The sequence below is a fragment of the Dactylosporangium sp. NPDC050588 genome (genome assembly GCF_040654975.1).
Taxonomy (GTDB): Bacteria; Actinomycetota; Actinomycetes; order Mycobacteriales; family Micromonosporaceae; genus Dactylosporangium; species Dactylosporangium maewongense.
On record NZ_JBFAJA010000100.1, the window covers coordinates 25,389 to 46,444 of the forward strand.

Consider the following 21,056-nt stretch of genomic DNA (forward strand, 5'->3'; position numbering starts at 1 on the left):
GAGCGCAGCGGAGGGCTGCGAATCAGTATTGCAGGGTGTAGGTCAGGCCGACGCCGGAGCGCAGCGGAGGTGGCGGCATGACCGGGAAGGTGCTGGTGGCGCCGGTGACCGCCAGCCCGACGAAGCCGCTCACCCCGTCGCACCTGAAGCTGCTGCTCTCCGCGGACGTGCTGCACCGGGCGACGTCGGCGTTCACGGACGTCACGCTGCTCTACCACCCCCTCGCGCACGCCGGCAGCCGGCAGGTCGCCGGTTTCTGGGAGTACCTGGACCGCCGGCACCCGGACGTCGCGTTCGACGCGCTCGGCGAGGCCGGGATCGGCGAGCTGTACGTGCAGTTCCAGCGCTCGCCCCGGGCGCCGGCCGCGGCGATCGCGCCGTACGTGCGCCGCGCCGCCGGCGGCTGGGCGCACCCGGCGAGCCTGCGGGTGCTGGAGATCTGGCGGCGGCACTACCGCGACCTCGGCATGACCGACGCCGGCCTGGCCGACCCCCGGCCGCCGGTGCTTCCGGCCGGCGACCTCGTGCGGCTGCTGACGCGGCATCACGTGTGCGTCGACGGCCGGCCGTTCGGCGCGCCGGTGTTCCTCGACGCGACCGCCGCCGGCCTGCCGCTGCGCACCGCCGTCACCGCCGACGGGCACGCCAACTACCTGATGTCGACGCTCGGCGAGCTGGTGCCGCGGCTGCCCGGGCACGACCACGTGGTCCTGTTGCACGACGTGGAGCTGCGCACCGACTACCGCATCATCGCCCACGTGCTGGGCGTGCTCGGGGCGCGGGTGACCCGGCTGGAGTTCCCGCGCGTCCCGATCGGCGGGATCGCCCGGGCGGCCCGGCACGGCGACTGGCGCGGGTACACCCTCGACGACTACGCCGGGCCGCTGCGGGCCGAGCACGGCGCCGCCGCGGTCGCGCTCGGGCTGCGCTGCTACCTCGTGGCCGGGCTGAGCCGGACCACGCCGGACTCGTTCTCGCGGCGGCACCTGCACCGCTGGGTGCGGCGGGCCGGCCGGCTGCTCGACGAGCTCGGCGGCCCGCCACCGGCCGCGGCCGAGGTCGCCGCCGCGGCCCGGCGGCTGGCCGGCCCGGCGCCCTACGCCGACCCGCACCGGTGCCTCACCACCCTGTTCGCCCGCGATCCGGTGAGCCCGGCCGCCGCCGTGCTCGCGGCCGTGGCCGGCGACCCGGTCCTGGTCTGAGGAGAGGAGCTTCGATGTCGACGCCGCTCCGGTACGCCACGACGGTGGACCGCACGTTGCTGCACCGCCGGCACGCCGGCGAGACGTTCCTCGCCGACCTGGTGCCGACCGGCGACGGCGGGTTCGTCGCCGCGGCGCTGCTCCCGCCGGCGCACCCGCACTACGGCGGGCACACCGGCCCGAGCCGCGATCTGGACCCGATGCTGCTGCTGGAGTGCGCCCGGCAGGCCGAGACGTACGCCGCGCACGTGCTGTTCGGCGTCCCCGCCGGCGACCGGTTCGTGCTGCGGGAGTGGTCCGCGCGGTTCCCCGTCGCGGCGCCCGGCGACGACCCGACCGAGCTGGAGCTGACCGCCGGTACCGGCGGCGAGACCCGCATCGGAGGACGGCTCAGCGGCCTGAGCTACGACTTCGGGCTGTGGGCGCGGCACGCGTGGGTCGGGCAGGTCCGGATGGACGTGCGCTACGTGACCGCCGCCGCCTACGCCTCCGTGCGCCGCCGCGCCCGCCCCGGCGGCGACCCCCCGCCGAGCTCCGACGGCCTGCCGCCGACCCCGGGCGTGCCCGTGGACCCGCGGCGGGTCGGCCGGCTGCGGGCCACCGACGCGGTGCTGCTGGACGTCGGCACGGCGGGCGGGCCGGTCACCGCGCGGCTGCGGGTGCCGGTGGAGAACCCGAGCCTGTTCGACCACGCTCAGGACCACGTGCCGGCGATGGTGCTCACCGAGGCGGCCCGCCAGCTCGCCGTCCTCGCCACGCATGCGTGGGGCGGCGCCGGGCCCGACCGCACGAGCCTCGTCGCCCTCGACGCGACCTTCGCCCGGTACGCCGAGCTCGACCTGCCCCTCACGCTGACCGCCGAGCCGGTCGGCGCGGGCCCGGCCGGCTGGACCGTCGACGTGCGCTGCACCCAGTCCGGCGTGGACGTGGCCACGGCCCGCCTGACGGTCGCCGCGCCGCGAGGGTCCCGATGACCGCCGCGGTGCTGGCCGGGGTCGGGGCGTGTCTGCCCTCGACCGTGGTGCCCAACGAGGAGCTCGTCGCGTGGTGGGAGGCGGACGCCGAGTGGATCCGGGCCCGCACCGGCATCGAGCGGCGGCACGTGGTGAGCCCCGGCGAGGCGACCGGCGACCTCGCCGTCGCCGCCGGCCGGCGGGCGCTCGCCAGCGCCGGCCTCGGCGGGGTCGACGCGGTCGTCGTGGCGACCGGCACGCCCGACCAGCTCAGCCCGGCGGTCGCCCCGCAGGTCGCGGTGCGGCTCGGGCTCGGGCCGGTGGCCGCGTTCGACGTCGGGGCGGTGTGCACCGGCTTCCTGTACGCGCTGGGCGCCGCGGCCGGACTCCTCGCCGCCGGCACCGCGCACAGCGCCCTGGTGATCGGGGCCGACGCGTTCACCACGGTGCTCGACCCCGACGACCTCACCACCCGGGCGGTCTTCGGCGACGGCGCGGGCGCGGTCGTGCTGCGCGCCGGCACCGCGGGCGAACCCGGCGCGCTGGCGGGTGTCCGGCTCGGCAGCGACGGCGCACGGCACCGCCTGATCGAGATTCCCGGCGGCGGGTCCCGCCAGCGGGCCACCGGGCAGCCGGTCAAGGAGAGCGACCTGTACTTCCGCATGCAGGGCCGGGCCGTGTTCAGCCAGGCCGTCACGCGGATGGCGGCCACCGCCCGGGACAGCGCCGCCGACGCGGGCTGGGCGCCCGGCGACGTCGACCGCTGGGTGCTGCACCAGGCCAACGCCCGCATCCTCGCCGCCGTCGCCCGCGAGCTGCGGGTGCCGGCCGAGCGGTTCGTCAGCAACATCGCCACCGTCGGCAACACGGTCGCCGCGTCGGTGCCCCTCGCGCTCGCGGACGGCATGGCCGGTGGGCACCTGCGGCCCGGGCACCGGGTGGTCCTGGCTGCGTTCGGCGGCGGCCTCACCTGGGGCTCCGCCGCGACCGTCTGGCCCGACCTGCCCACCCCCCCGCCCCCCGCCGTCCCCGAGACCGCCCCGGTGGAGGGGCCGGACCTGACCGAGCCGCCAGCCGCCGTGCGCCGCCGGTCCGGCGGCGGGACCGACCAGCCGAGAGGACGATGATGCAGGCCATCGAGGCACGGATCGCCGAGATCCTGGTGGAGGACTTCAAGGTCGACGCGGGTGCGCTGCGCCCCGACGCGACCTTCGCCGACCTGAACTTCGACTCGCTCGTGCTCGTCGAGCTGATCCTGGTGCTGGGCAACCAGTTCCGGGTGCCGCTCGACGACGGGGCGCTGCACGACACGATGACCGTCACCGACGCCGCCGGGGTGCTCGCCGCCAGGGGAGCGGTGGCCTGATGCCGCCCGCGACCCGGCCCGGCTTCGGCGCGGCGATCACCGGCCTCGGCCTGGTGACGCCGGCCGGGATCGGCGTCGCCGCCAACCGCGAGCGGGTCTGGTCCGGCGTCTCCTGCGCCGCGCCGGACCCCGGCCTCGCCGGCGGCCCGGTCGACTTCAGCTGCCGGGTCCCGGGCTTCGACCCCGGCGCGCTGCTCGGCGGGTTCACCGCACGGCAGCTGGAGCGCTTCGTGCAGTTCGCGATCGTCGCCGCCCGGCAGGCCCTCGCCGGGGCCGGCCGCGACCCACGCACCTGGGACGGTGCCCGCGTCGGCGTGGTGATCGGCAACTCCCTCGGCGGGATCTCCGCGCTGCTCGCCGCGCAGGCCGCCCTGCTCGACGGCGGGCCGCGGCAGGTCTCGCCGCTGACGGTGCCGATGTACATGGTGAACATGGTCGCCGGGCAGGTCGCGATCGACGTCGGCGCGAAGGGCCCGAGCTGGGTGACCGCGACCGCGTGCGCGTCCGGGGCGACCGCCGTCGGCGCGGCCCGTGAGCTGCTGCGCAGCGGCGACTGCGACGTCGTGCTCGCCGGCGGCACCGAGGCGGCGCTGACCCCGCTCGCCGTCGCCGGGCTCGGCCGGATGGGCGCGCTGTCCGGGCGGTCCGCGGACCCGGCCCGGGCGTCGCGGCCGTTCGACGCCGACCGGGACGGGTTCGTGCCCGCCGAGGGCGCCGCCGTGCTGGTCCTGGAGCGGGAGGAGGACGCCCGCGCCCGCACCGCTCCGATCCACGCCGTCGTCCGCGGGTACGGCGCCAGCACCGACGCCCACCACCCGACCGCGCCCGAGCCCGGCGGCGAGGGCATCGAACGGGCGCTGCGGGCCGCGCTGCGCGACGCCGGTGTCGGCGGGGGCGACGTCGACCACGTCAACGCGCACGGCCCGTCCACCCCGATCGGTGACCTGGTGGAGGGCCGGACGCTGCGCCGGGTCCTCGGCGACCGCCCGCTGGTGACGTCCACGAAGGGGGTCACCGGCCACCCGCTCGCCGCGGCCGGCGCGATCGAGGCCGCCTACACGGCCCTGGCCCTCGCCGATCGCAGCGTGCCGCCGACCGCGAACCTGACCCGCCTCGCCCCCGAGCTCGACCTCGACGTCGTCCACGGCGCGCCGCGCGCCGCCGCGCTCGACGTCGCGGTCAGCACGTCGATGGGCTTCGGCGGCCACAACGCGGCGCTGGTGCTGACCCGGGCTTGAAACACGGGCTGACCGTAACGCCTGACCGACACCTTCTGGAGGGACGATGACCGCACTGCGCACGATCCGGCTGATCGCGATCGACAGCGACGGGGTCCTGCTCAACGACACGTACAGCCCCGTCATCGAACGGTTCGTCACCAAGCACGGCGGCACGTACACCGCCGAGGTCGAACGCGGCGTGTGGGGCTCGCCGCAGCTCGCCGCCGGGCAGAACATGGCCCTGGCGTGCCGGCTGCCGTGGTCGGCGAAGGACACCATCGCCGCGTTCTTCCGCGAGCGCGAGGAGTACCTCAAGGACCACCCGGTCGAGGTGTCGCCCGGCGCCGAGGAGATGCTGGCCGCGCTGCACGCCACCGGCGCCCGGCTCACCTGCTACGGCGGGCGGCACCGCGAGTACACGTTCGACACCCACCTCGGGCACCTCGCGCGCTACTTCGACGCCGAGATCCCCTACGTCGACGTCAACGACGTCCGCCCCGGCGTCAAGGAGATCGTCCGGGACGTCTTCGGCCTGCAGTACCACCAGGCGCTGTTCATCGACGACATCAACCGGGTCGCCGAGGTGTGCAAGGCGCTCGGCGCCGGGTTCGCCGGGGTGCCGGCCAGCCTGCCACACAACTTCCAGCGCGCCGAGATGGAGCGCACCGGCGTGCGGCACACCGTGCAGGACATCCGCCGGATCGACCAGAACCTCGTGCAGAAGATCGACGAGGAGCTGGCGTCCGGCACCCATTGGCAGGGTCTGGACTGACCCGCGACAGCGAACGGAGGTCAGTCATGGCCGAGCGACGGTTCCCGTCCTTCCACGAGATCGCGCCACCGCCCGGCGGTGAGGGCTGGGCGGCGATGTACCCGTACTACCTGGTGCCCGACGCCGAGACCCGCCAGCCCGAGGACGGCCGGCTGTGGTTCGCCGACACGATGCACTGGTCCCGCGGCTGCTACCCGCTGGGCAGCGTCGTGGCCGAGGCCGCGTACCTCGGCGCGGGGCAGAACAGCACCCGCATCTTCGCCCTGCCGTCGTCGCTCGGCCTGGACCTGCGGGTGCAGCACGGCTACGTGTACATCGCCCCCGTCCCGGTCACCGACCCCGACGAGATCGCCCGCCGCGCCGAACACTTCCAGACCCGCGCCGGTTACTACTACCAGCACTGGGACGAGCTGTACGACCGGTGGAAGGCGAAGGTCGGCGCCGTCGTCGACGACATGCGGCAGGTGTCCTTCCCGCCGCTGCCGGAGCTGGAGCCGATGGAGGTCGTCACCGAGGCGCGGGGCCGCTCCACCGGCTGGGACGTCATCGCCGCGTACCGGCGGCTGATCGACGACCTGTTCCTGGTGTGGCAGCACCACTTCGAGTTCCTCAACCTCGGGTACGGCGGCTACATCGCGTTCTTCCAGTTCTGCAAGCAGGCGTTCCCGGAGATCGGCGAGCAGCGGATCGCCCGGATGGTCGCCGGGATCGACGTGCTGGCCTTCCGCCCCGACGACGAGCTGCGCGACCTCGCCGCGCTCGCCGTGGAGCTCGGCGTCGACCGCGGCTTCGACGAGGCGCTCGTCGCCGACGCGCCGCAGAAGGTGTTCGACGCGCTCGGCGGCACCGAGGAGGGGCGGCGCTGGCTGGCCGCCTACGACGCGGCGAAGGACCCCTGGTTCCACTACTTCGCCGAGTACGGCTTCGGTCACGACCAGGACACCTGGATCGGCAACCCGGCGATCCCCCTGGCCGGCATCGCGGGCTACGCCGAGCGGCTGCGCGCCGGGCAGGACATCCGCCGGCCGGTGGCGAGGCTGCGGGCCGAGCGCGACGAGATCGTCGCGGAGCACCGGGCGCTGCTCACCCCCGACGAGGCGGCCCAGTTCGACGAGCTGCTCGCCCTGGCCCGCCGGGTCTTCCCGTACATCGAGGAACATAACATCCACGTCGAGCACTGGGCGCACGCGGTGCTGTGGCGCAAGCTGTGGGAGCTCGGCGACTTCCTCGTCGCCGCCGGCTTCGCCCGCGAACGCGACGACCTGTTCTTCCTCAACCGCTTCGAGCTCGAGGCCGTCCTGCACGACGTCGTGCAGTCGTGGGCGATCGGGGTGCCGCCGCGCGGCGCCGGGCGGTGGGCGGCGGAGGTCGGGCGCCGCCGCGGCATCGTCGCCGCGCTGCGGGCCGCGCCGCCGCAGCCGGCCTACGGGCTGCCGCCGGACGAGGTCACCGACCCGTTCGCCATCATGAACTACGGCATCACCACCGAACGGGTCGAGGCGTGGCTCGGCGGCACCGGCGGCGGCGACGACGCGGCCGTCAGCGGGATCGGCGGGTCGCCCGGCGTCGCGCAGGGCACCGTGCGGCTGCTGCGCGACGAGCGCGAGCTCGGCGACGTGCGCCCCGGCGAGATCCTCGTCTGCCCGATCACCGCGCCGTCGTGGGGTCCCGCACTGTCCACAGTGGCCGGTGTGATCACCGACATCGGCGGGATGATGAGCCACGCCGCGATCGTCTGCCGCGAGTACGGGCTGCCGGCCGTCGTCGGCACCGGCTTCGCCACGGTCCGGCTGCGCACCGGCGACGAGGTCCGCCTCGACGGCACCACCGGCGAGGTCACGGTGCTCCGCGCCGCGGTGCCCGGTCCTGGCGCCGGCTCGGCACCGGCGGCGTGACCGTGTTCACCCGAGCGCTCGACGACCCGGCCTGCGCCGACCCGGCCGAGGCCGGCGGGAAGGCGGCCGGGCTCGCCGGGCTGGCCAGAGCCGGGCTGCCGGTCTCCGCGGGGTTCGTCGTCACCGTGCCGGCGCACCGGGCGTTTGTCGCCGCCCGCGGCACCGTGCCCGCGGCGGTCGCGGACGCCGTGCGCCAGTCGTACGAGCGACTCGGCGGCGGCAAGGACGTCGCCGTCGCCGTGCGCTCCAGCGGCACCACCGAGGACGGCACCACGGCCAGCCTCGCCGGCAGGTTCGACACCTGGCTGGACGTCACCGGCGCCGAGGCGGTCCTCGACCACGTCCGGCGGTGCTGGACCGGCACCGCGCGCTCCCCGGGCACCGGGATGGGGGTCGTGGTGCAGCGGATGGTCCGGGCCCGCGCCGCCGGCGTCATGTTCACCGTCAGTCCCGTCACCGGCGACCGGTCCCGCATCGTGGTGGAGGCCGGCTGGGGGCTCGGCCTCGCCGTCGTCGGCGGTGAGATCACCCCGGACCGGTGGACGGTCGACAAGGTCGGCCTCACCGTCGTCGAACGGGTCGCCGGCGACAAGCGCATCGAATACCGCCGCGGGCATCTCGCCGTCGCGGTCACCGGCGCGCGGCGGGAGCGGCTGTGCCTCAGCGACGACGAGGTCCTCGAGCTGGCCGCGCTCGGCAAGCGCGTCGAACGTGAGGAGGGCCGCGCCCAGGACGTCGAGTTCGCGTTCGGCGACGACGGGCTCGTGCTGCTGCAGCGGCGCCCGGAGACGGTCTGGTCCAACCGTGCCCGCCCACCGCGCTTCGCCGCGGGGCAGGGCGTCACCGCGTGGATCGGCGCGGCGGTCACCGCCGGCCCCACCCAGCAGAGTCCAGGAGGGCTGACATGAACACCAGCGCCGAACCGATCGCCATCATCGGCATGGGCTGCCGGCTGCCCGGCGGCATCGACGCGCCGGAAGCGCTGTGGCGGCTGCTGGACGAGGGCGGCGACGCGATCGGCGCCGTGCCCGACGGGCGGTGGGACGCGTACGCCGCCAGGGGCCCCGCCTACGCGGCCGCCGTCGCCCGGGCCGTGCGCGCCGGCGGCTACCTGAGCGACATCGCCGGCTTCGACGCCGAGTTCTTCGGCATCTCGCCCCGCGAGGCGGAGCTCATGGACCCGCAGCAGCGGGTCACGCTCGAGGTCGCCTGGGAGGCGCTGGAGCACGCGGGCATCGCCCCCGCGAGCCTGGCCGGCACCGACGGCAGCGTCTTCATGGGCGTCTGCTGCGACGACTACGGCCGCCGGCTGCTCGAGGACCTGCCCAACGTCGAGGCCTGGACGGGCATCGGCGCGTCGATGTGCGCCGTCGCCAACCGGGTCTCGTACGCCCTGGACCTGCGCGGCCCGAGCATCACCGTCGACACGGCCTGCTCGGCGTCGCTCGTCGCCGTCCACCAGGCGTGCCAGAGCCTGCGCGCCGGTGAGACGTCCCTCGCCGTCGCCGGCGGGGTCATGCTCGTGGCGAGCCCGAGCTTCGCGCTGATCCTCGAGGCCGCCGGTGCGCTGTCGCCGGACGGGACCTCGAAGGCGTTCGACGCGGCCGCGAACGGCTACGTCCGCAGCGAGGGCTGCGCGGTGCTCGTCCTGAAGCGGCACAGCGACGCGATCCGCGACGGCGACCAGGTCCTCGCGCTCGTGCGGGGCGGCGCCGTCTGCCAGGACGGGCGCACCAACGGCATCATGGCCCCCAGCGAGACCGCCCAGGCGCACCTGATGCGCCAGGCCGCAGGCAACGCCGGCGTGCCGCTGGACTCCATCGGCTACATCGAGGCCCACGGCACCGGCACCGGCGTCGGCGACCCGATCGAGGTCGCCGCGCTCGCCGCGACCGTCGGCGCCGGCCGGTCCGACGGCGAGCCGTGCCTCATCGGCTCCGTGAAGTCGAACCTCGGCCACCTGGAGGCGGCGTCCGGCGTCGTCGGCGTCATGAAGCTCGTCCTCGCGCTCGGCCACGACATGATCCCCGCGACGCTGTCGCGGGCCGGCCTCAACCCGCGCATCCCGTGGGACGGCTCGGGCCTGCGCGTCACCCGGGACCGCACCCCGTGGCCGCGGACGCCCGGCCGCCCGCGCCGCGCCGGGGTGGGCAACTACGGCTACGGCGGCACCCTGGCGCACCTCATCATCGAGGAGGCGCCCACCGCGACCCGTGCGGTCCCCGCGCCGGCCGGCGTGCGGCTCTTCCCGCTGTCCGCGGCGACCGAGGCCGGGCTGCGCGCCACCGCGGACCGCCTCGCCGGCTGGGTGACGGCCGGCGGCGACCCGCTCGACGCCGTCGGCGCGAGCCTCGGCCGGGTCCGCACCGGGCTGCCGGTCCGCGCGGCCGTCGTCGCCGCCGACCGCGACGAGCTCATCGAGCGCCTCGGCGCCGTGGCCGCCGACCGCCCCGCGGACGGTGTCGTCCAGGGCCGCGCGCCGCGCGGCGGCGACACCCCGGTCGTCTGGGTCTTCTCCGGCCACGGCGCGCAGTGGATCGGCATGGGCCGCGAGCTGCTGGCGACCGAGCCGGAGCTGGCGCGCACGTTCGCCGAGGTCGACGCCGTCTACCGCGAGGAGCTCGGGGTGTCGCCCCGCCAGGTGATCGCCGACGGCGACCTGGAGGAGGTGGGCCGGGTGCAGGCGCTCACGTTCCTGATGCAGGTCGGCCTCGCGCGCGTCTGGATGTCGTACGGGCTGCGACCGGCCGCCGTCATCGGCCACTCAGTGGGCGAGATCGCCGCCGCCGTCGTCTCCGGCCGGCTCGACCTGACCGACGCCGCCCGGCTCATCTGCCGCCGCTCCCGGCTGCTGCGCGACGCCGCCGGCAAGGGCGCGATGGCGCTGGTCGGGCTGCCGTTCGCCGAGGCGTCGGCGCGCCTGGCCGGCGCGCCGGACGTCGTGGCCGCGATCTCCGCCTCGCCCTCCTCGACGGTGCTGAGCGGCGACGCGGCCGCCCTCGACCGTTTCCTCGCCGCTTCGGGGCTCACCGCGCGGCGGGTCAACACCGACGTCGCGTTCCACAGCCCGCACATGGACCCGCTCGTGCCGGGCCTGCTCGCGGTCGGGGTCGCCCCGCGGGCCGGCACGGTCCCCGCCTACGGCACGACGCTGTCCGACCCCCGGGCCGACCCGCCGCGCGACGCCGCCTACTGGGCCGCGAACCTGCGCAACCCGGTGCGCTTCGCCGAGGCGGTGCGGGCCGCGACCGACGACGGGCACCGGGTGTTCCTGGAGGTGTCCACGCACCCGGTCGTCGCGCACTCGATCCTGCAGACCGCCGACGGCGCGACCGTCCTGCCGACCCTGCGCCGCGACCAGCCGGAGCGGCCCACGATGCTGGGGACCCTGGGCGCGCTGTACTGCGCCGGCGTGCCGGTCGACTGGTCGCTCGTCTTCCCCGGCGGCGGCCGCGCGGAGCTGCCGCCGATGGCGTGGCAGCACCGCCGCTTCTGGGCCGAGCCGGAGCCCGCCACCGCCGAGCCCGTGCAGCAGCACGACGTCACCGCCCACACCGTCCTCGGCCGGCGGACCGTCGTGCAGGGCACCGACCCCGTGTGGCTGTGGCAGACGCGGCTCGACGAGGGGAGCCGGCCGTACCCGGGCGGCCACCGGGTCCTCGGCACCGAGGTCCTGCCCGCCGCCGTGGTCCTCACGACCCTGCTCGCGGCCGCCGAGACGCCCGCCCTGACCGACGTCACGCTGCGCGTGCCGCTCACCCTGGGCGCCCCGCGCGACGTGCAGGTCGTCCGCCAGGACGGCGCGGTCCGCCTCAGCTCCCGGCTGGCCGGCGGCTCCGACTCCGCCTGGGCCACCCACGCCACCGCCACCACCGGCGACGGGGTCGCGGGGTTCGGGCGGTTGGAGTTGCCGCCGGCCGGGGCGGTGGTCGTGCCGGACGAGCGGGTGATGGACCTGCTGCGCGAGATCGGCGTGGTCGGGATCGGGTTCCCGTGGGTGGTGCGTGAGGTCCGGCGGACCGGTGGGCGGGTGGTGGCCCGCATCGCCGCCGACCCGGACGGGCTCATGCCGGTGCGCACGTGGGCGTCGCTGTTCGACGCGGGGTTGTCGGCGGCGCCGGTCACGTTCCCGGCGCCGGCCCGGCTGCGGATGCCGGGGCGGCTGCGGCACGTCGCGGTCGCCGGGCCGCCGCCGGACGAGGCGCTCGTCGGGGTCGACCTCGTCGCCGTCGAGCCGTCCGGCGACACCGTGGTCGACGTCCGCGTCGCGGGGCTCGACGGGGTGGTCCTCGCCGAGCTGCTCGGGGTCCGGTTCGGCGTGGTGTCGCACGCCGAGGTGCCGGCGGGGGACGCCGGCGCGCCGGAGGTGGCCGGCTGGCCGGAGCTGACCGGGGACGACCTCGCCGAGCAGGTGGAGGCCGCGGTCCGCGAGGTCGTCGCCCACGAGCTGCGCCTCGACCCCGCCGCGATCGACGCCCACCGCCCGCTGTCGGAGCTCGGCGTCGACTCGCTGCTGTCCGAGTCGATCCGGCAGCGGCTGCACCGCCGGGCGCGGTTCGCGCTGCCCAGCTCGCTGCTGTGGGACCGCCCGAGCGTCGCGGCGATCGCCGCCTACCTTGCCGAGCGGGTCACCACCGACCGGGCCGCCGCCGACGTCATCACCGACGTCATCACGGATGACGTCGCCGATCACCGAGTCGCCGGGGGTGTGCGATGACCATGCTTTCCACGACCGTGCCACCGGAAGCCGCGCCAAGAGCCGACGACACGGTGCGGGTGCGGATGATGCGGATGCTGCACGCCTCCCTGGTCACGCAGGCGGTGGCGGTCGCCGCGGAGCTCGGGCTCGCGGACCTGACCGCCGACGGGCCCCGCCGGGTCGAAGAGCTCGCCGGGCACACCGGCACCGACCCGGACGCCCTGCACCGGCTGCTGCGGGCCCTCGCGTCGCAGGGGGTGTTCACCGAGGTGGCGCCCCGCACGTACGCGGGCACGGCGCTCTCCGAGGCGCTCCGCGACGGCGTGGACGGGTCGCTGCGCAACTGGGCCCGGCTGTGGGGCGACACCCAGCGGCACGCCGCGCTCGGCGGGCTCCTGTACAGCGTCCAGACCGGCGCGCCCGCGTTCCCGCACCTGCACGGCGGCGCGGACTGGTGGAGCCGGCTGGCCGACGACCCGGGCCGCGCCGCCGTGTTCGCCGGCGCGATGGGCGACCTGTCGCGGGAGCTGCACGCGGCCACCGTCGAGGCGCACGACCTCAGTGGCGTCCGCTCGCTCGTGGACGTCGGCGGCGGCCGTGGGCACCTGGCCGCCGCGCTGCTGCGCCGCTACCCGGATCTGGAGGTGACCGTCTTCGACCGGCCGGACGTCGTGGTGCACGCCGCCGAGGTGCTCAGCGCCGCCGGGGTCGCGGACCGGGCCAGGCTCGCCGCCGGCGACTTCTTCAAGGAGGTCCCCGGGCACGGCCAGGTGTACCTGATGTCGATGATCCTGCACGACTGGGACGACGCCCAGTCCGCGACGATCCTGCGCAACGTCCGGCGCGCCATGGACCCGGGCGACGTCCTGCTCGTCGTCGACGCGATCCTGCCGGCCGGCGACACCCCGCACGACGGCAAGCTCCGCGACCTCATCATGCTGACCCTGCACCCGGGGCGGGAGCGCACCGAGGCCGAGTTCGCCGCGCTGTTCGCCGGCGCCGGCCTGCGGCTGCGGGAGAGCAGGGCGGTCGCCGCCTCCACCGGCCTGCTCGTGGCGGAGGTGGCGGCATGAGCGGTCCGGAGCGCAGCGGAGGTGACGGCATGAACGGTCTCGTCGACGTGCACTCGCACTTCGTCACACCGGAGTACGTCGACGCGGCCACCCGCGCGGGCCACGTCCACCCAGAAGGCATGCCCCGCTGGGCCACCTGGAGCGTGCCGGAGCACCTCGCGATGATGGACGAGGCCGGCATCGCCCGCGCGGTGCTGTCGGTCTCCTCGCCCGGCACCCACTTCGGCGTCGACGCGGCCGCCCGAGCCCTCGCCCGGTCCCTGAACCGGTTCTCCGCCGGGGTCGTGGAGCGGTTCCCGGACCGCTTCGGCCACTTCGCCGCGCTGCCGATGCCCGACGTGGAGGGTGCGCTCGCCGAGGCGACGTACGCGCTCGACGAGCTCGGCGCCGCCGGCGTGGCCGTGCTGAGCAACGCGCACGGCGTGTACCTCGGCGACCCGCGCTACGCCGAGCTGTACGCGGAGCTCGACCGCCGCGGCGCGATCGTGTTCGTGCACCCGGTGTCGCCGCCGAACTGGGAGCGGGTCTCGGGCGGCCGTCCCCGGCCGATGCTGGAGTTCATCTTCGACTCGGCCCGGGCGGCCGCCGACCTCGTCCTGAGCGGGACCGTGCACCGGCACCGCAACATCCGCTGGGTCTTCTCGCACAGCGGCGGCGCGCTGCCGGTGCTCGCCGAGCGTCTCGAGCTGTTCCGCGGCCTACTGCCGGAGCAGGTGCCGGGCCCGGCCGTCACCGAGCAGCTCGCCGGCCTCTGGTACGACATCGCCGGCACCCCGTTCCCGCACGCCGCGCCGGCGCTGACCCGCGCGTTCGGCGACGACCGGGTCCTGTACGGCAGCGACTACTGCTGGACCCCGGCCGCCGGCGCCATTGCCCAGGCCGGCACCGTCGACCCCACCTGGCGCGCCCTCACCACCCGCAACGCCAACCGCCTGCTCGACGAGCAACACGGCCCGCTCGACGGGCGCGCCGGCGTCGCGAAGCCACGCACGCCGGCGATCGCGATGCTGCCTGGCCTGTGACGCCGGGCCGATGACGCCGGAGCGGCCGCCGCCCCGTACAGCGGCCGCTCCGGCGAAGCGAGCAGCCGGTGCTACCGGTGCCACTTCTGGTTGCTGGCGCCGTTGCAGGTCCAGATGTGCAGCTTCGAACCGTTGGCGGTGGCCACGTTCTGCACGTCGACGCACTTGTTCGACTGTGGGTTCACCAGGTCGCCGGCGGCGGTCAGCGTGAACTTCTGCGCGCCGGTGCCGTTGCAGGTCCACAGCTGCACGACCGTGCCGTCGGCGGTGCCGCCGCCGGAGACGTCCATGCACTTGCCGAGCGCGCGCAGCGAGCCGTCGGCGGCGAAGGTCCACTGCTGGGCGCCGGTGCCGTTGCAGTCCCAGATCTGCAGGCGGTTGCCGTCGGTGGCGTTGGAGCTCGGCACGTCGATGCAGCGGTCGCTGCCGTTGCCGATGATCGCCGAGGTGCCGGACTGGCCGCCGCACGCCGGGGCGGTGTCGAACGTGTCGGTGAAGGTGCTGCCGGCCGCGCGGTAGCTGTTGACCTGGGCGGTCGCCTGGCTGGGTGACAGCACCTGGTTGCGGGCGAAGAGGAACCAGTCGACCTGTTGCACGTAGGTCGAGGTGCCGCCGGTGTGGGTGGCGAGGTCGATGAACCACAGGTTCCAGTTCACGGTCATCGTCTGCCGCGGGTAGAACTTGCCGGAGTGGTCGCCGACGAGGACGCCGTCGATGTGGTACTTGACGTGCCCGCCGGACACCTGGACCACCAGGTCGTGCCAGCCGTCGATGCTACGGCGCTGCTCGGAGTGGGTGTTGTCGGCCAGCCACGGCTCGTTGCGGTACGTGTACCAGCTCGTCTGGTAGTTGATCGGCCCGGCCTCGCCCCAGCCGCCGTTCGGCAGGTACTCGGAGAAGTCGAGCTCGCTGTAGGTCGGGTCGAGGTCGCCGTTGAGCGGGCTGATCGCGAAGAACGTCTCGTTGATGTGGTCGCCGTCGTCGCCGCTCGCCGGAGCGTCGGCGAAGCGGATCCGGCTGGCGTAGGTGCCCTCGAAGTACCGCTTCTGGTTGGAGTACACCTCGGCGTGCCGCGTCCCGGCGCCGGTGCCGTTCGTCGACGCGGTCAGCTGCATGACCTTCTGGCCGCCGGACGTCGGGAACGTGACGTTGCCGGGCGCCCACGTGGCGCCCGGGACGCCGGGACCGCCGGCGTTGCCCCGCGGGGTCCACCCGTGACCGGTGAAGTTCCCGTCGGCGGACGAGCTGTAGTTGAAGTCGTCGAACACGAAGCCGCAGCTGTTCGGGGCCGCATGGGCCGGGCCGGCGGTGGCCGCGGTGACCGCGACGGCGCCGAGCGCGCTCGCGAGGGCCAGCGCGGCGCCCGCGAGCAGCGGGCGGCGCAGGGCACGTTTCGATGGCATGGCGGTGCCTCCTGAACGTCCGGCCGACGGAAATTCTTCTCATCGACCATTGATGTCGATGAAAACTACGACCGTCCATGCGGTCGGGTCAACATCGGCAATCATCATTGGCTCAGGGTGATCGTCCCGGCACGCAGTGATGTCGGCATGGCGACACTCCGTATCGGATCCGCTACCCGGCACGTCTCCATCGCCGCGAACCCACCGAGCGCGAAGGAGCAGCGATGCAACCCGAATACCGGCTGGCCCCGGGCAACCTCGTCGACCTGTACGCCGACGCCACGCACACGGGCAGGCCGAACAAGCGGATCGGCACCGGCGAGGTGCACGTGGTCCTCGATGGCGGGGCGAAGTACAAGGTCCGCGTGCTGACCAGCACCACCGTCGGGCTCACGGCCGGCCAGCTCACCGAGATCGACGCCGCCCTCGTCCACCAGCAGGCGCTGCGGGCCGAGTCCGGCACCGGCCTGTCCGGCAAGGATCCCCGCGCGCTGCTCGGCGACCCGCGGGTCACCCAGTACCTGGGGGCGCACGACCGCGGCGCGCTCGCCCAGACCGACAAGGACGGGGCCGACCGGCACGCGTCGGTCGCGGGGAAGATGGCGGTCACCAGCGACGTGCTGGGCGAGATCGTGGGCAACCTCAAGCGCGCCGAGCCGGCGCTGCGCCCGGACCTGGGCGAGGTCGGCACCGTCAGCTGGATGATCATCGCCGGCAACCCGTACGCGGGCGTCACCGGCAGCGGCGGCGCCCCCAAGGACCAGGCGCTGACCGTCCGGGTGTTCCCCGACGGGCCGCTGTCGTCGCTGCCCGTCATCACCACAGCCGAGCTGGATCGCCGGTTCGAGCTGGCCATGCGCGACCGGCTGGGCCGCATCGACGAGATCGCCGAGCAGTTCCTGGCCGACGGGAAGATCGCCGCGAAGGGCGTGGGCTACGCGGCCGCCCTGCGCGGCTCACTGGCGACCTACGCCGCCACGCTCCAGTCGCTGCTCGGCGCGCGGCCGTCGCCCGGCACGGCCACGCAGGCCGAGCTCGCGGGCGACAACACCACCATCGGCCTGTCGCTGCGCCAGCACCTCAGGGCCACGAGGGCGCACGACATCACGTACTTCGAGAAGTACCTGTTCCACCCGGGAGCGACCGAGAAGCAGATGTGGGCCACGGTCGGCCGGCACGTCGAGACGCTGCCCGCGCAGGCCGCGGTGGTGGACCTGGTCGGCAGCCGGTTCTCGCGGCAGGGCGACGGCAAGTTCCTGCTCGTGGCCACCCGCCGCTACGCACACCTGATCACGCCGAAGGTCACCCAGACCACCTGAAGGGACCGGGTCAGACCCGGCGGGTGCAGGTCAGCACGATCGCGGTCGTCGTCGGCACGCGCGCGCCGGCGGCGGCCGACTGCCGGGTCACCGTCCAGTTCTGCGGCAGCACGACGCTCGTCTCGCCGGTGTCCTGCGAGCCGAACCGCACGTCGCCGAAGCCGAGCCGCTCCAGCTCGATCCGGGCGGCCGCCGCGTTCTTGCCGACCAGGTCCGGCATCGCGACCGTCGCCGCCGCGGTGGTGGCGACCGGTGTGCCCGGTGTGCCCGGTGTGCTCGGTGCCGGGGCGGTGGCGGCGGCGCTCGTGCCGGGCGTGGGGGAGCCCGAATCGGCGTTCGCCGCCGGTGTACTGGCGGCCGTCGCCGGACCTGACGTCGCCGGGCCTGCGGCCGGTCGGGTGCCGCCGTCGTCACGCCCGGCGATCACCACTCCCGCGACGACGGCCGCCGCGGCGGCGACGGCGGCGGCGCCGACGATGATCCCGCGCTTGGCCGGCGGCGGCCCTGCTGGAGAGTTCACGGCCGGATTCTGCCTCCGCGCCCGCGTCACGGCAACGTGAGCGGGAGGTCCCTTACGGTCGGGGTCGCGCAGGTCGGTGTCGAACAGCAGCGGCGCCCCGGCCACCACCGCCACCGTGTGCGTGGTGCCGAAGCCGATCCCGGGCGCCGCTGCACCCACTGGGATCACGGCCCGCGATGCTCATCGATGTCTGCAACGCCGGGTTTACCACCGGCGCCGGCGGGGGACGCTGTGCCGGCATGGGTGAGATCAAGGTCGGCACCGCCTCGTGGACGCACCGGTCGCTGCTCGAGTCGGGCTGGTACCCGCCCGGCGCCAGCACCCCGGAGCGCCGCCTCGCCCACTACGCCACCCGGTTCCCGATCGTGGAGGTCGACGCGACCTACTACGCGCTGCCCGCCGAGCGCACCGCCGCCCTCTGGGCCGGGCGCACGCCCGCCGGGTTCACCTTCAACGTCAAGGCGTTCGGCCTCCTGACCGGCCACCCGACCCGGGTCGCCGCGCTGCCGAAGGACCTGCGCCCCGCCGCCGGCCGGCCGCGCGTGTACCCGGACGACCTGCCGCCCGGCACGTACGAGGAGGTCTGGACCCGGTTCCTCGCCGCGCTCGACCCTCTCGCCCGCGCCGGCAAGCTCGGCGCCGTGCTCTTCCAGTTCCCGCCGTGGTTCACCGCCCGCGCCGCGAGCCGCCGCACGATCCTCGACGTCGCCGCCCGGTGCCACCCGCTGCGCGTCGCCGTGGAGTTCCGGCACGCGTCCTGGTTCGCCGGCGACGAGCGGGAGGCGACGCTGCGGTTCCTGCGCGAGCACGACCTGCCCTACGTCGTCGTCGACATGCCGCAGGGGCACCGCTCGTCCGTCCCCCCGGTCGTCGAGGCCACCTCGGACCTCGCCGTCGTCCGCTTCCACGGCCACAGCCCCAACTGGGCCAGCGGCGACGTCGACGAGAAGTTCGCCCACTTCTACACCGGTGCCGAGCTGTCGGCGTGGGCCACGCACCTGCGCGCCCTCGCCGGCCGTACCGGCGAGACCCACGCCCTCTTCAACAACTGCTGCGCCGACAACGCGCAGCGCAACGCCGCCCACCTCATCGAGCTCCTGGACGACTGCGAGCGCTGAGGTGCGACCATCGATCGATGGGGACCACGCTCGGCGAGCTGACGGTCGTCCGGCACGGGCAGAGCGCGGCGAACGCGGCGTTCGCGGTGGCGGAGGCCGAGGGGCGCCTGGACAGCGGCGTCACCGGGCCGGACGCCGCCGTCGCGCTGACGGGACCCGGGCGGGCGCAGGCGGCGGCGCTCGGGCGGTGGCTGGCCGCGCAGCCGCCCGACCGGCGGCCGGAGGCGGTCGTGTGCTCGCCGTTCCTGCGCGCCGTGCAGACGTGGCGGCTGGCGCGGACCGAGGCCGCCGCGCACGGCGTCGCGCTGCCGGACGCCACCCTCGACGACCGGCTCGTCGACCGGCGGATGGGCGAGCTTGAGCTGCTCACCACCGCCGCGGTCCGCGCCCGGTTCCCGGCGGAGGCGGCCCGCCGCGCGGCGGCGGGCGAGTTCGGCTACCGGCCGCCCGGCGGGGAGTCGTTCCACGACATCGCGGCCCGCGTGCGTGCGGCCCTCGACGACCTGGAGCGCGACCACCCCGGCCGGCGGGTCTGGATCGTCGCGCACGACGCGGTCGTCCTCACCCTGCGCCACCTGCTGGAGCCGCTCACCGTCGAGGAGGTCACCGCCGTCATGGCCGCGGGCCCGGTCCTCAACGCGTCCGTCACCCGGTTCGACGGTGACGGATTGCTCACGTACAACGCCGTCGACCACCTCAGGTAGCTTGTTAGGAGGTCCGGCGGGGGTGCGACGGGGAGGTGGACCATGACGGACGACTATGCGCGGCGTATCGACGAGGCGCAGCGGCAGCTCGCCGAGCTGCGGGCCACCGCCGGCAAGGGGCCAGGTCCGGAGCCCGGGGGTGCGGAAGGCACCGGGCGCGCCGGTGACGGGGCCGTCGAGGCGGTCGCCGACCACGGCCGGCTGCGGTCGGTCACCCTCGCCCCGCAGGTCATGCGGCTCACCGGCGAGGACCTCGGCGAGCTGCTCACCGACGCGGTCAACCAGGCGCTGCGCCGGTCGAGGGCGCGGCTGCTCGGCGCCGCCGGCGACGACGCCCCGCCGCCCCTGGCCACCCTGGAGACGAGCGTCGAGCAGGTGCGCGACCAGGGTGAGCGCGCGATGTACGAGATCCAGGCCGCGCTCAACCGGGCGATCGGCAGGGTCGGCGACCGGACGGGACTCGGCGGCGACACCGGCGGGCAGGGGCTGGAGCAGCTGCTCGCCTCGCTCACCAGTACATTGCGCGTCGCACAGCACAAAGCGCCGGACCAGGACCAGGAGCCGGAACACACCGGCGCGGACGACGAGGGCCACGTGTCCGCGCGGGTCGACGCCGGTGGCACGGTCACCGGGTTCGCGTTCGGGCCGCGGGCCATGCGGCTGCCCTCGATCGACCTCGCCGCGCACGCCGTGACCGCCGTCAACGCCGCGCTCGCCACCGCCGGCACCGCCGCGGCCGAGCGGTCCGCCGCCGACCTGGCCGACCTGCGCCGCCGGGTGGGGGAGCTGCGCGAGGCGAGCGTGACCCAGATGACCCAGCTGACCGCGTCGCTGACCGGGATCATGTCGAGGATCAGGGAGCCGTGAGCCGATGCCGTCCGACCACGTCGAGATCGACCCCGAGGGCATCATGCGCTCCGGCGACGGGATCATGTCCGCCGCCGGCGTGATCAACCGGGAGATCACCGCGTTCCAGGGTGAGCTCGCGGCGTACGGCGAGCCGTGGGGCGCCGACGACATCGGTTCGCTCATCGGGATGGTGTATGGCGTGATCTCCGACCTCGCGTTCGAGACCTACGCGGGCAACACGGAGGAGATCCAGCAGATCGGCGCGACCGCCCGCCAGATGGGGCAGAACTACGTCGACAACGAGGCCGGCAACAAGGCCGACCTCAACGCCTACAAGCAGATGCTGGGCGGCTGAGCATGGGCCTGCAACTCCCCGGTGAGCTGATCTCGCTGCTCGGCATGCTCGGGTATTCGTGGCCCGAGGCCGACGAGACGAAGCTGTTCGAGATGGGCGGCGCATGGATGGCGTTCCCGGACCGGATCACCAGCGGGCTCGCCGACGCCGACGCCTCGGCTGCCCGGATCTGGACCGACAACAAGGACTCGGCCGTCGAGGCGTTCCAGGCGACGTGGCAGCAGGGCGACTCCGCCCGCACCAACCTGGAGGACGGCGCGACCGCCGCCCACCTCATCGGCGCCGGCCTGATGATCTGCGCGGGCATCGTGCTCGCCCTGAAGATCAACGTGATCGTGCAGCTGATCCTGCTCGCGATCGAGATCGCGCAGGCCATCGCCACCGCGATCGCCACCTTCGGCGCGTCGCTGCTGGAGATCCCGATCTTCAAGATGATCACGCAGTTCGTCATCGACCAGCTGATCGACCTCGCGCTGAACGCGGTGCTGGGTGGTTAAGGATCTTCGTGAGGTAGGCGGATAGCGGCGGCCGGAGGGATGCTGGTAGGCGGGGGGTGGCTGACATGAACACTCTTCGTCTGGCACAT

Annotated in this window: 19 protein-coding genes; 17 read left to right on the forward strand and 2 right to left on the reverse strand. The window is 75.0% G+C overall.

What is annotated here, in order from left to right; all coding sequences use genetic code 11:
* The first annotated feature begins 77 nt into the window (after positions 1-77).
* From AB0I21_RS48070 to AB0I21_RS48120, 11 genes are read left to right on the forward strand one after another with little or no spacing between them, the layout of a single operon-like run.
* The gene (locus AB0I21_RS48070) at positions 78-1,202 is read left to right on the forward strand and encodes a hypothetical protein (protein ID WP_360571282.1); all 1,125 of its coding nucleotides are present in this window, start codon (positions 78-80) and stop codon (positions 1,200-1,202) included.
* 14 nt (positions 1,203-1,216) lie between these two features.
* Complete coding sequence (locus tag AB0I21_RS48075; RefSeq protein ID WP_360571284.1) at positions 1,217-2,176, forward strand: ScbA/BarX family gamma-butyrolactone biosynthesis protein; 960 nt, start codon at positions 1,217-1,219, stop codon at positions 2,174-2,176.
* Positions 2,173-3,282 (forward strand): beta-ketoacyl-ACP synthase 3, encoded by a 1,110-nt coding sequence (locus AB0I21_RS48080; RefSeq protein WP_360571286.1) that lies wholly within the window; start codon positions 2,173-2,175, stop codon positions 3,280-3,282. The genes AB0I21_RS48075 and AB0I21_RS48080 overlap by 4 nt, the downstream gene beginning before the upstream one ends.
* Positions 3,279-3,521: an acyl carrier protein gene (locus AB0I21_RS48085; protein ID WP_344504457.1), complete on the forward strand. Its 243-nt coding sequence runs from the start codon at positions 3,279-3,281 to the stop codon at positions 3,519-3,521. Before AB0I21_RS48080 ends, AB0I21_RS48085 begins: the two co-directional genes overlap by 4 nt.
* Positions 3,521-4,759, forward strand: coding sequence for a beta-ketoacyl-[acyl-carrier-protein] synthase family protein (locus AB0I21_RS48090; protein WP_360571288.1), 1,239 nt, complete (start codon positions 3,521-3,523; stop codon positions 4,757-4,759). The genes AB0I21_RS48085 and AB0I21_RS48090 overlap by 1 nt, the downstream gene beginning before the upstream one ends.
* 46 nt (positions 4,760-4,805) lie before the next feature.
* On the forward strand, positions 4,806-5,513 hold the full coding sequence (locus AB0I21_RS48095; protein ID WP_344504459.1) for an HAD family hydrolase: 708 nt from the start codon (positions 4,806-4,808) through the stop codon (positions 5,511-5,513).
* Between the two features lie 26 nt (positions 5,514-5,539).
* Positions 5,540-7,408: a PEP-utilizing enzyme gene (locus tag AB0I21_RS48100; protein WP_360571290.1), complete on the forward strand. Its 1,869-nt coding sequence runs from the start codon at positions 5,540-5,542 to the stop codon at positions 7,406-7,408.
* The gene (locus tag AB0I21_RS48105; protein ID WP_360571292.1) at positions 7,405-8,316 is read left to right on the forward strand and encodes a PEP/pyruvate-binding domain-containing protein; all 912 of its coding nucleotides are present in this window, start codon (positions 7,405-7,407) and stop codon (positions 8,314-8,316) included. The genes AB0I21_RS48100 and AB0I21_RS48105 overlap by 4 nt, the downstream gene beginning before the upstream one ends.
* The gene (locus AB0I21_RS48110; protein ID WP_360571294.1) at positions 8,313-12,125 is read left to right on the forward strand and encodes a beta-ketoacyl synthase N-terminal-like domain-containing protein; all 3,813 of its coding nucleotides are present in this window, start codon (positions 8,313-8,315) and stop codon (positions 12,123-12,125) included. Before AB0I21_RS48105 ends, AB0I21_RS48110 begins: the two co-directional genes overlap by 4 nt.
* Positions 12,122-13,180, forward strand: coding sequence for a methyltransferase (locus AB0I21_RS48115; RefSeq protein WP_360571296.1), 1,059 nt, complete (start codon positions 12,122-12,124; stop codon positions 13,178-13,180). The genes AB0I21_RS48110 and AB0I21_RS48115 overlap by 4 nt, the downstream gene beginning before the upstream one ends.
* Entirely contained in the window at positions 13,177-14,202 is a 1,026-nt protein-coding gene (locus AB0I21_RS48120; protein ID WP_360571298.1) for an amidohydrolase family protein, read from the forward strand. Before AB0I21_RS48115 ends, AB0I21_RS48120 begins: the two co-directional genes overlap by 4 nt.
* Positions 14,203-14,273: 71 nt before the next feature.
* Here the strand turns inward: AB0I21_RS48120 and AB0I21_RS48125 are convergent, their stop codons facing one another.
* Positions 14,274-15,605 carry a ricin-type beta-trefoil lectin domain protein gene (locus AB0I21_RS48125; protein ID WP_360571300.1) on the reverse strand — a complete coding sequence of 444 codons (1,332 nt, stop codon included), beginning with the start codon at positions 15,603-15,605 and terminating at the stop codon, positions 14,274-14,276.
* A gap of 224 nt (positions 15,606-15,829) precedes the next feature.
* Here AB0I21_RS48125 and AB0I21_RS48130 point away from each other — a divergent pair, with 224 nt between their 5' ends.
* Entirely contained in the window at positions 15,830-16,924 is a 1,095-nt protein-coding gene (locus AB0I21_RS48130) for a hypothetical protein (RefSeq protein WP_360571302.1), read from the forward strand.
* A 10-nt stretch (positions 16,925-16,934) separates the two neighbouring features.
* Here the strand turns inward: AB0I21_RS48130 and AB0I21_RS48135 are convergent, their stop codons facing one another.
* Positions 16,935-17,444 carry a PASTA domain-containing protein gene (locus AB0I21_RS48135; protein ID WP_360571304.1) on the reverse strand — a complete coding sequence of 170 codons (510 nt, stop codon included), beginning with the start codon at positions 17,442-17,444 and terminating at the stop codon, positions 16,935-16,937.
* 239 nt (positions 17,445-17,683) lie between these two features.
* Here AB0I21_RS48135 and AB0I21_RS48140 point away from each other — a divergent pair, with 239 nt between their 5' ends.
* The 5 genes from AB0I21_RS48140 to AB0I21_RS48160 are packed head-to-tail and all read left to right on the forward strand — an operon-like array spanning position 17,684 to position 20,967.
* Complete coding sequence (locus tag AB0I21_RS48140) at positions 17,684-18,562, forward strand: DUF72 domain-containing protein (protein WP_360571306.1); 879 nt, start codon at positions 17,684-17,686, stop codon at positions 18,560-18,562.
* A gap of 17 nt (positions 18,563-18,579) precedes the next feature.
* Positions 18,580-19,266: a histidine phosphatase family protein gene (locus AB0I21_RS48145; protein ID WP_360571308.1), complete on the forward strand. Its 687-nt coding sequence runs from the start codon at positions 18,580-18,582 to the stop codon at positions 19,264-19,266.
* A 42-nt stretch (positions 19,267-19,308) separates the two neighbouring features.
* Entirely contained in the window at positions 19,309-20,133 is an 825-nt protein-coding gene (locus AB0I21_RS48150; protein WP_360571310.1) for a YbaB/EbfC family nucleoid-associated protein, read from the forward strand.
* Positions 20,134-20,137: 4 nt separating this feature from the next.
* The gene (locus AB0I21_RS48155; protein WP_360571312.1) at positions 20,138-20,470 is read left to right on the forward strand and encodes a hypothetical protein; all 333 of its coding nucleotides are present in this window, start codon (positions 20,138-20,140) and stop codon (positions 20,468-20,470) included.
* Positions 20,471-20,472: 2 nt separating this feature from the next.
* Positions 20,473-20,967 (forward strand): hypothetical protein, encoded by a 495-nt coding sequence (locus AB0I21_RS48160; RefSeq protein ID WP_360571314.1) that lies wholly within the window; start codon positions 20,473-20,475, stop codon positions 20,965-20,967.
* The last annotated feature ends 89 nt before the right edge of the window (positions 20,968-21,056 follow it).